This is a genomic window from Mycobacterium sp., assembly GCF_049673265.1.
Taxonomy (GTDB): Bacteria; Actinomycetota; Actinomycetes; order Mycobacteriales; family Mycobacteriaceae; genus Mycobacterium.
In genome coordinates, this window is the sequence record NZ_JBATXN010000695.1 from 1 (window position 1) to 6,338 (window position 6,338).

General features: G+C 60.8%; 4 protein-coding genes. 2 read left to right on the top strand and 2 right to left on the bottom strand.

Annotation, left to right across the window (positions count from 1 at the left end):
- Positions 1–94 (top strand): MmpS family transport accessory protein (locus WBF82_RS23580; protein ID WP_424385346.1); only part of this gene is annotated, 94 nt, incomplete at its 5' end.
- On the top strand, positions 91–3,018 hold the full coding sequence (locus WBF82_RS23585) for an RND family transporter (protein ID WP_424385343.1): 2,928 nt from the start codon (positions 91–93) through the stop codon (positions 3,016–3,018). The genes WBF82_RS23580 and WBF82_RS23585, both read left to right, overlap by 4 nt.
- Before the next feature lie 6 nt (positions 3,019–3,024).
- Here the strand turns inward: WBF82_RS23585 and WBF82_RS23590 are convergent, their stop codons facing one another.
- Together WBF82_RS23590 and WBF82_RS23595 are read right to left on the bottom strand one after the other, a co-directional pair.
- Complete coding sequence (locus WBF82_RS23590; RefSeq protein ID WP_424385344.1) at positions 3,025–3,837, bottom strand: mycofactocin-coupled SDR family oxidoreductase; 813 nt, start codon at positions 3,835–3,837, stop codon at positions 3,025–3,027.
- A gap of 4 nt (positions 3,838–3,841) precedes the next feature.
- The coding region (locus tag WBF82_RS23595) for an RND family transporter (RefSeq protein WP_424385345.1) at positions 3,842–6,338 on the bottom strand (2,497 nt) is incomplete at its 5' end.

Below are 6,338 nucleotides of genomic sequence, written 5' to 3' on the forward strand. Positions count from 1 at the left end.
CGGCTGCCGCATCGTGGTCGACGGCGTGGTGAAGGCCGAGAAAATCTCGCACGAAACCAACGCCTTCACCTACTGCGTGCTCAAAGGCGCATGATTACCGAGCAAAGGAGCGCCGAACCCGCCAAACCGCCATTCGTGCCGCGGATGATCCATCGGCTGGCGGTTCCCGTCATCCTCGCGTGGTTGGTGATTGTGTTCCTGTTGAGCGTTGCCGTTCCACCGCTGGAGAAAGTCGCCGAACAACGTCAGGTTTCCTTGAGCCCCAAAGATGCGCCGTCGGTGCAGGCGATGGAGGCCATGGGCAAGAAATTCAAGGAATCTGACTCCGACAATTCCGCCATGCTGGTTCTGGAAAGTGATAGTCGCCTCGGTGACGATGCGCATCGTTACTACAACAGCCTTGTTCAGCAGTTCAGAGCGGACCCTGCGCATATCCAGCATGTGCAGGACTTCTGGGGGGATCCGCTCACGGCGCCCGGCGCGCAAAGCCCCGACGGTAAATGCGTCTACGTACAACTCAGCCTCGCGGGCAACCAGGGCACGACGCTGGCGGAAGAATCAATCAAGGCGGTCCGGGACATTGTGAACCGGACACCCGCGCCAAAGGGCGTCACGGCCTACGTGACCGGTCCTTCGGCGCTGGTGTCGGACATGCATCACAGTGGTGACAGCACCCTCGTCAAGATCACCGTGGTGACCATGCTGGTGATTCTCACCATGTTGCTCCTGGTGTATCGCTCCGTCATCACGGTCGTGCTGTTGCTGCTCATGGTTGGTATCGAATTGACGGCGGCTCGAGGCATCGTCGCGTTTCTCGGCTACCACCAGCTCATCGGACTCTCCACCTTCGCCGTTAACTTGTTGGTATCGCTGGGAATTGCCGCGGGCACCGACTACGGAATTTTCTTCTTCGGTCGCTATCAAGAGGCGCGTCAGCTCGGTGAAGATCGTGAGACCGCGTTCTACACGACGTATCGCGGTGTCGCCCACGTGGTGCTGGCTTCCGGTCTGACGATCGCGGGCGCAACGTTCTGCCTGAGCTTTTGCCGGATGCCGTACTTCCAAACCATCGGTGTGCCATCCGCGGTGGGCATGATCGTCGCTGTTGCGGTCGCGCTTACCCTGGTTCCGGCGGTGATCGTCGTCGGTGGACGCTTCGGCTTGTTCGACCCAAGACGCAAGATGCGGACGCGTGGCTGGCGGCGGGTGGGCACCGCCATTGTGCGCTGGCCGCTGCCCATTCTCGCCGGGGCATGCGGGATCGCGCTTGTCGGTCTGTTGACGCTGCCGGGATATCAAACCAGCTACAACGATCGGCTCTACATACCCCACGACATCGCCGCAAATAAGGGATACGACGCTGCCGAGCGGCACTTCTCCCAGGCCCGAATGATGCCCGAAGTCATGATGGTCGAAGCGGACCACGATTTGCGTAATCCGGCAGACTTCTTGGTCCTCGATAAACTGGCCAAAGGCATCTTGCACGTTCCGGGAGTGTCTAGGGTGCAGGCCATTACGCGCCCGGAGGGTACGGCGATGGAGCATACGTCGATCCCGTTTCAGCTCAGCATGCAAAGCGCCGGGCAAGTCCAGACGATGAAATTCCAAAAAGCCCGGATGGACGACATGCTCAAGCAGGCCGACGAGCTCGAGGACACGATCATGCGGATGCAGCGCATGTACAACCTCATGCGTCAGCTCACCGCCACCACCCACAAGATGGTCGGCGAGACGAAGGAAATGCAAGCTGTCACTGAAGAATTGCGAGACGACATCGCCAATTTCGAAGACACCTGGCGACCTATCCGCAGCTACTTCTATTGGGAAAAGCACTGCTACGACATCCCGATCTGCTACTCGCTGCGATCCGTCTTCGACGCCGTCGACGGCGTCGATGAGATCGACGAGAAGTTCCAAGTCCTTACCAAAGATTTCGACCAACTCGATGCGCTGATGCCGCAGATGATCGCTGAGTTCCCACCGATGATCGCGAGCATGGAGTCGATGCGGACGATGATGCTGACGATGCACAGCACCATGTCCGGGATCTTCGGGCAGATGGACGAACTGAGCGATAACGCGACGGCGATGGGCAAAGCCTTTGACCGCGCCAAAAATGACGACTCGTTCTACCTGCCACCGGAAGTCTTCAAGAACAAGGATTTCAAACGCGCGCTGGACAACTTCTTCTCACCGGACGGCAAGGCCGTGCGCTTGATCATCTCGCACCGGGGAGATCCCGCGACGCCGGAAGGCATTGCGCGGGTTGACTCGATCAGGCAGGCGGCCGAGGAGTCGCTGAAGGCGACTCCTCTGGAGGACTCCAAGATCTACCTGGCCGGTACCGCGGCCACCTTCAAAGACTGGAAGGACGGCTCGAAATACGACCTGTGGATCGCCGGAATCGGTTCGCTGTGTCTGATCTTCATCATCATGCTGATCATCACCCGAAGCCTTATCGCCGCTCTGGTTATCGTTGGCACAGTTGCGGTTTCGTTGGGTGCGTCCTTCGGGCTATCCGTGCTGGTTTGGCAGTACATCCTTGGGATCAAACTGCACTGGATGGTGTTGGCGATGTCGGTCATTGTGCTTTTGGCGGTGGGGTCGGACTACAACCTGCTGCTGGTGTCTCGGTTCAAAGAAGAAATCCACGCCGGGCTGAAGACGGGCATCATCCGCGCAATGGGCGGCACCGGCAAGGTGGTGACCTCGGCCGGCCTGGTGTTCGCGTTCACGATGGGCTCCATGGTGGTCAGCGACCTGCGGATCATCGGCCAGGTCGGCACCACGATCGGCCTGGGTCTGCTGTTCGACACCTTGGTGGTGCGCTCGTTCATGACACCGTCCATCGCGGCGCTGCTCGGACGCTGGTTCTGGTGGCCGATCAAGGTCCGGCCGCGCCCCGCCAGCACGATGCTGCGACCCACCGGCCCTCGCTCGGCGGTTCGTTCGCTGTTGAATGGGCATGACGAGCAGGACGCCAACACGGCGCCGTTGTCGAAAACCCCGTCCGGGTAACGGAGTTCAGTGTATGCGGGCGCTGCCGCCCAGGCCTATTTCGAGCACACTGCCGGTGATCACTCCGGGATCGGTTACCAGATAGACGATTCCACGACTGACGTCCTCGGGCTGAAGCCAGGGCTGCGGTATCGGGTTGGCTTTCATCATGCGCCGCACCAAGTCATCGGGGATGTCTCCTGCATCTGGGCCGCCCACAGGCTGAATCATCGGAGTCTGGGTCGTCGTCGGACAGATGACGTTGACCGTGATGCCGTCTTTGGCGACCTCCAGAGCAACGGATTTCGCCAGCCCGATGACGCCCCACTTGGTGGCGTTGTAGGCGGCCAGCTCTGGGATGCCCATTCGCCCACCCATTGAGGACGTCACGACAATCCGGCCGAATCGCTGGCGCCGCATCACCGGTATGGCAGCGCGCAGAGTGTTGAAGGCACCCGTGAGGTTGGTGTCGATGAGCTGCTGCCACACGTCATCGCTTACGTCTTCCACCAGCCCCGTGCTGACGATGCCGGCGTTGGCCAGCACGATGTCGAGACTGCCGAAGTCGCTGACCGTCTGCTCGACGGCAGCATTGACCTGGGCCGAGTCGCGCACGTCAAGCGCTATCGGAGTGCAGCGGCGGCCCAGACCGTTCACCAGCTCGACCGTCTCGCGCAGATCGCTTTCGGTGCCGAGCGGATACGTCAGATCCTTCATCGGACCGGGAGCATCCGCCGCGACGATGTCCGCCCCCTCGGCAGCCAATGCCACAGCGTGCGCGCGACCCTGCCCTCGAGCCGCGCCGGTGATTAAGGCGACCCGTCCATCCAAAGACCCCACGGATTTACCGCTGTTGCACCAGCCCGCCGGGCGGGCTTTCGTCGGCATCCGTGTGCATCAGCTCACGGACCGCCGGGCGGGTCCCGTATGGCTGAAGCATCGTGCTGGCCGGGCGCGGGCGCACGTGCTGCGGCCACCAGAACCAACGTCCCAGCAGGGTGGCCACCGACGGGGTCATGAACGACCGCACGATCAGGGTGTCGAACAACAAACCCAGAGCAATCGTGGTCCCCACCTGGGCCATGACCCGCAACGGGCCGAACACGAACGAGGCCATGGTGGCGGCGAACACCAGCCCGGCGGCGGTCACCACCGAACCAGAGCCGGCCATGGCGCGGATGGTGCCCGTCTTCAGCCCGGCGTGGATTTCTTCCTTGAACCGGGATATCAGCAACAAGTTGTAGTCCGACCCGACCGCCAACAGCAGGATGATCGCCATCGCCAGCACCATCCAGTGCAGTCTTATGCCGAGAAGGTACTGCCACACCAGCACCGAAAGGCCAAAGGACGCGCCCAGCGAAAGCAGGACGGTACCTACAATGACCAGCGCCGCGATCACGCTTCGGGTGATGACCAACATGATAATGAAAATCAAAGTGGCCGCGGCTATTCCGGCGATCATCAGGTCGATGTTGGAGGCGTCGCGCATGTCCTTGTACAGCGCCGCGGTGCCGCCGAGATAGACCTTTGCGCCCTCCCAAGGGGTGCCCTTGATGGCCTCGTGCACGGCCTGCTTGATCGGGTCGACATGTGAGATGCCTTCAGGGGTCGCCGGGTCGCCTTCGTGCGAGATGATCAAACGAACAGCGTGGCCGTCGGGTGACATGAATTGTTTCAGACCCCGCTTGAAATCCGGGCTTTGGAAGGCCTCCGGCGGCAGATAGAACGTGTCGTCGTTCTTCGCTCTGTCGAAGGCCTCTCCCATGGCTGTGGCATTGTCGGACAACGCTTCCTGTTGGTCGTTGAGACCTTTCGTCGTCGCGTAGTTCGACATGATCGTCTCGAGATTTCGCTCCTGGCTGGCAATCTGCGGCGGTATCAGCGCCACGAGCTGCGGCTGAATCTGGTCTAGCTTGTCGAGATTCGCGCTGAGTGCCGCAATGTTCTCGGCGACTTGGTCGATGCCGTCGAGCGCATTGAAGATGGATTGGAACGCCCAGCACAACGGTACGTCGAAGCAGTGTTTCTCCCAGTAGAAGGCGCTGCGGATCGGCCTGAAGAAATCATCGAAGTTAGCGATGTAGTCGCGCAATGACTCGGTAATCTTCACCGTTTCTTTTGTGAGCAGCGTGGTTTGGTGCGTGGTGTTGCTGAGGTCCTGGGTGACTTGCATCTGCTGGTGCAGAGTTGCCATTGTCTTGCGGAGCTCGTCCGCTTGCTTCAACAGGTTGTTTGCCTGTTCGTCTTGGTAATGCTGGGTCTGGATCCGGCCGGCGCTTTGCGCGCTCAGCAGAAAAGCAAGGGTGGCGTGGTCGAGCGGAGTGCCCAGGGGCCGGGTGATGGTCTGCACACGGCCGATACCGGGGATGTGGAAGATAGCCTTTGCCACCTTGTCCAGCACCAGGAAGTCGGCCGGATTGCGCATGTCATGATCCGTCTCGATCATCAACAGTTCGGGATTCAGCCGAGCTTGATTGAAATGTCGTTCGGCGGCGGCATAGCCGATGTTGGCCGGGGTGTCCGGCGGCAGGTAGTGGCGATTGTCGTAGTCGGTTGTATATCCGGGCAGGGCGAGCAGACCGACCAGGGCGATGCCGATCGTCACCGCGAGAATCGGTACGGGCCAACGGACAATTGCGGTGCCGATCCGTCGCCAATTCCGCGTTTGTAATATCCGCTTCGGATCGAGGAGCTTGAAGAAGCTGGCCACCGCGAGCACCGCCGGGCCCAGGGTCAACGCCGCAAATACCGCGACCAGCAGGCCGACGGCGCAAGGCACACCCATCGTCTGGAACCACGGCAACCGGGTAAAGCTGAGGCAATACATCGCGCCGGCGACGGTCAGGCCCGAGCCCAGCACGACATGCGCGGTGCCGTGAAACATGGTGTAGAAGGCCTGTTCTCGGTCCTCGCCGATGCCACGGGCCTCGTGATATCGGCCCATCACGAATATCGCGTAGTCGGTGCCGGCCGCGATCGCCAATAACACCAGCAAGTTGTTGGCGAAGGTCGACAGCCCGATGATCCCGTAATTCCCGAGGAACGCGACGACACCCCTGGCCGCGGCCACTTCGACGATGACTATGAACAGAGTGATGAAAACAGTGCTCACCGAGCGGTAGACGAAAAGCAGCATCACAATGATCACCAGGAAGGTGACCATGGTGACCAACTTGACGCCTTTCTCACCCGCATGAGACTGATCGGCGATCAGCGCACCGGCGCCGGTGACATAGGCCTTGACCCCCGGCGGCGCATTTGGCACCGAGTCGACAATCTTGCGGACGGCTTCGACGGACTCGGTGGACAAACTCTCACCCATGTTGCCGGCGAGGTAGGCC

Coding starts and splice junctions, on each gene's coding strand:
- WBF82_RS23585 (WP_424385343.1), top strand. CDS start 91: ATGATTACCGAGCAAAGGAGCGCCGAACCCGCCAAACCGCCATTCGTG.